Source organism: Persicitalea sp. (genome assembly GCF_041751555.1).
Classification (GTDB): domain Bacteria; phylum Bacteroidota; class Bacteroidia; order Cytophagales; family Spirosomataceae; genus Persicitalea.
Genome location: NZ_JBGSXF010000700.1, coordinates 1 through 3389 on the forward strand (window position 1 = coordinate 1; position 3389 = coordinate 3389).

Here is a 3389-nt window from a genome sequence, read left to right on the forward strand (position 1 = left end):
TGTTTTAAGCCCGCAATGATGGATTTATACTTGGGATCCTGGTAGCGGTTTATCACCTCTTTGGGATCGAGTGTGAGGTCGTAGAATTCCCAGGCGGCGGGCGTTGGCTCGAAGGGGTACGACTCGTTGATGTCCTTTTTCCAGCCCATCGTTTTTTGGCCGTAGAGTTCGGGCTGGTAGTGCGCTCCGTAGTAAAAAATCAGCTTGTACTTGCTTGTTCTAACGCCAAAGTGTGAGGGAACATCATGGTGCGTGAGGTGCATCCAATAGCGGTAATAGTTTGCGTTGTGGAAAGTCTGCGCCGGATTTTGCAGTACCTTCTTGAAACTTTCGCCCTGCATGTAAGCGGGTACTTCGCCACCTGCGAGTTCCAGCATCGTCGGGCCGTAGTCGCAGTTGTTAACGATGGCCTTCGTGCGGGTGTTGGCGTTGGCTGATTTTATATTCTTGACGATGAACGGCATCCGCATGGACTCTTCGTACATCCAGCGCTTGTCCATGTAATCGTGCTCGCCCAGCATCATGCCCTGGTCAGAGGTATAAATGATGATCGTGTTGTCCCACAAGCCGTTCTTTTTCAGGTAGTCGAATAAGCGTCCGAGGTTGTCGTCCACACCCTTCACGCAGCGGAGGTACTTTTTGAGGTACATCTGATAAGCTGCCGAGGTCTGGGCCTGCGGATCGAGGATGGTATCGAGGCCATACTGCCGCGTGTAGCTTCGATACGGGTGGCGACCCGAAATGGAAGTACCGATGCGCCGCCGCAGACTACCGTAGCGGCCCAGGGTGGCCTCGGAACCAAAAAATGGCTGGGCGTACAGGGAAGCGGGTTCGGGAATATCGGTGTCGGCTAGGTACTTTTCGTAGCGCTCGGGGTACTCGAAATCGTCGTGCGGAGCCTTATGATGGTGCATCAGGAAAAACGGCTTGCTCTTATCGGCCTCGTCCAGCCATTCCAGCGTGATGTCGGTGATGATGTCCGACACATACCCCTTTGTTTCAACCATATTATCGGGCCACGCACCTTTGGTTTTGGTCGCAAATTTTGGATCGAAGTAGTCGCCCTGGCTTCGTAAAACCTTATAGTAGTCGAAGGCGGCAGGTTCCTCCTTGAGATGCCATTTACCAATCATGGCGGTTTGGTAACCCAGTTTTTTCATTTCTGTAGGCAGATACTGACGATCGGGCGGCAGGTTGCCGTCGAGGTCCAGCACGCCATTGGTTTGGCTATACTGGCCCGTCATGATGTTGGCTCGGCTGGGCGTGCAGATCGAATTGGTGCAAAAGGCATTCTCGAACAGCATTCCCTCCTTCGCCAGTTTGTCTATGTTGGGCGTCGGATTCAGACTAGCGAGCCGCTCCCCGTAGGCCCCAATGGCCTGCGAGGTGTGGTCGTCGGACATGATGTAGATGATGTTGGGACGTTGCGGGGTAGCAGACGCGGTCGTTTTTTTCTGAGCGCTTATTGGCAACCAAAAGAGCAGCAAAAAGGCACAGTAAATAAGTTTACGCATGGAGAAGGGATAAAATCATATAGTTGAAAAGGCACGATAATCGGTCAACTACTAGTCGACGGTGGGTAGCATAGGCTGCAGCGGTACTTTTTAAAATCAATCCGAGATTTTATCCTGCTAATCAATTCCAGCACAAATCGCTGCCCGGTCTTTATCATGAACAAACACCTTTCTGCTTCCCTGATTTTGTTCACCGTTTTCCTTTTTTCCTGCGCGGGGATCAAAAAGGATGCTGCCAAACCTAATATCGTCTATTTCTTTGCCGACGACCTGACCTACCGCGCTCTGCAGTACATGGGCAATTCGCAAGTCAGGACGCCGAACCTCGACCGCCTCGCCGCGCGGGGAACCAACTTCACGCACTCCTATAACATGGGTGGCTGGAACGGGGCAATCTGCACGGCTTCGCGCTCGATGCTGGTGTCGGGCAGGTCCTTATGGAATGTCAATAACCACCGAGAAAATTGGTCGGCGGGTGATACCACCGCTCTTAACAATACATGGCCCAGGCTACTGGAAGCCGCTGGCTACGATACCTATATGACGGGAAAATGGCACGTGGATGCTCCCGCCAAAAAAATCTTCGGCCAAGCAGAACACATTCGTGGCGGGATGCCCAAGGACACATGGAGCAGTCCCGAAAAGCAAGCCGCTTTCAAGGAAGCAAAGGCGGGTAAAATATCCTGGGCCGAGGCCATGCCAAACGGCTACAACCGCCCGCTTTCGGCGAATGACAAATCCTGGTCGCCGACCGACACCAGCAAGGGCGGTTTCTGGGAAGGCGGCAAGCATTGGAGCGAAGTCATCACCGACGACGCCAGGGACTTTGCCCGGCAAGCCAGTCAGTCCAAGAAACCATTCTTTATGTACCTGGCCTTCAACGCCGCCCACGACCCCCGGCAATCCCCGCAGGAATTCGTGGGTATGTACCCGCTGGAAAGCATTGAAATTCCCGCCAGTTTTCAGCCCGACTACCCCTACCACGACGAAATAGGCGTCGGCCCACAACTGCGTGACGAAGCCCTCGCGCCCTTCCCTCGCACCAAATTGTCTATCAAAACGCACTTGCAGGAATACTACGCCATCATCAGCCACCTGGACGCGCAGATCGGCAAAATTCTGGACGATTTGGAAGCCAAAGGACTTATGAAAAACACGTACATTTTCTTCGCCGCCGACCACGGTTTGGCCGTCGGGATGCACGGCTTGCTGGGGAAGCAAAGCATGTACGACCACAGCGTACGCACACCGCTGCTAATGGCGGGGCCAGGCATTCCGGCGGGAAAAACAGTGGATCAGGATGTTTATTATCAGGATATCATGGCCACCTCGCTGGAATTGGCGGGTATCGAGAGACCTGATTTTGTAGAGTTTAAAAGCTTGCTGCCGCTGGCCAAAGGTGAGCAAACCGAAAAGCAGTACGAAGCTATTTATGGTGCTTACATGAACTTGCAGCGGATGGTGAGACAAGATGGTTTCAAGCTCATCGCTTACCCGAAAGCCAATAAATTCCTCCTTTTCGACTTGAACAAAGACCCCGAGGAAGTAAAGAACCTGGCGGATCAGCCGGAATCTGCCGAGAAGAAAAGGGTGCTGTTCCGGGAATTGGTGAAGCTGCAAAAGCAGTACAATGACCCGGTGGATTTAAGTGCGATGCAGCCTTAAAAGCCGAATCGAGGGCGTGGACAGCGGCATTTGTCTTGGAAAAAGCCGGGCAGGCGACCAATTCAGTTCCTATTTCTTCCAAACCTGACTTTCCGCAGTCACCTCCACATCCCACGGTTGAACAGGATTCAGACGGTACTTTGGGTCACTATCTTTTTCGGGAAAGGACTTTACTACGGCCATTAGCTTTGAAAAATTCGCTTTTCGTTC

2 protein-coding genes are annotated in these 3389 nt (G+C 52.7%); one reads left to right on the forward strand and one right to left on the reverse strand.

The genetic code is table 11. The annotated features are described in order from the left end of the window. On the reverse strand, positions 1–1514 hold a 1514-nt coding region (locus ACEW8P_RS24515), incomplete at its 3' end, for a sulfatase (protein WP_373515694.1). Positions 1515–1670: 156 nt separating this feature from the next. On the opposite strand from ACEW8P_RS24515, the gene ACEW8P_RS24520 reads away from it, so the two are divergent. Further along, positions 1671–3179, forward strand: a complete 1509-nt coding sequence (locus tag ACEW8P_RS24520) for a sulfatase-like hydrolase/transferase (protein ID WP_373515695.1) — start codon at positions 1671–1673, stop codon at positions 3177–3179. The last annotated feature ends 210 nt before the right edge of the window (positions 3180–3389 follow it).